Raw genomic sequence first — 340 nt, forward strand, 5'->3', positions numbered from 1 at the left:
GATATACAGGCTGCCCGCTGATACCGTGGTCGCGCCCGTGTAGCTGTTGTTGCCGCTGAACACCGTGACGCCCGCGCCCCGCTGCGCAACGGCGCCGGAGCCGCTGACGACCCCGCCGTAGGCGTAGATGTCGCCGCGGTTGAAGGCCAGCGTGCCATTGTTGCTCACGTTGCCCGCGATGCTGCCCGTCGCGCCGCCCGCACCCAGTTGCAGCGTGCCACCCGTGATCATGGTGCCGCCGGTGTAGGTATTGTTGGCGGTCAGGACGGTCGTGCCGCTGCCCAGTTGCGTGACCGAGCCGGTACCGCTGATGCCCCCCCCATGCGCATAGGTATTGCTG

1 protein-coding gene is annotated in these 340 nt (G+C 67.9%); it reads right to left on the bottom strand.

Annotated elements, in window-relative coordinates; genetic code table 11:
• Nucleotides 1–340 (bottom strand): autotransporter-associated beta strand repeat-containing protein (locus tag AC6LJ9_RS30750; protein ID WP_498150471.1); only part of this gene is annotated, 340 nt, incomplete at both ends.

The sequence above is a fragment of the Achromobacter sp. 1011811831 genome (assembly GCF_059760905.1).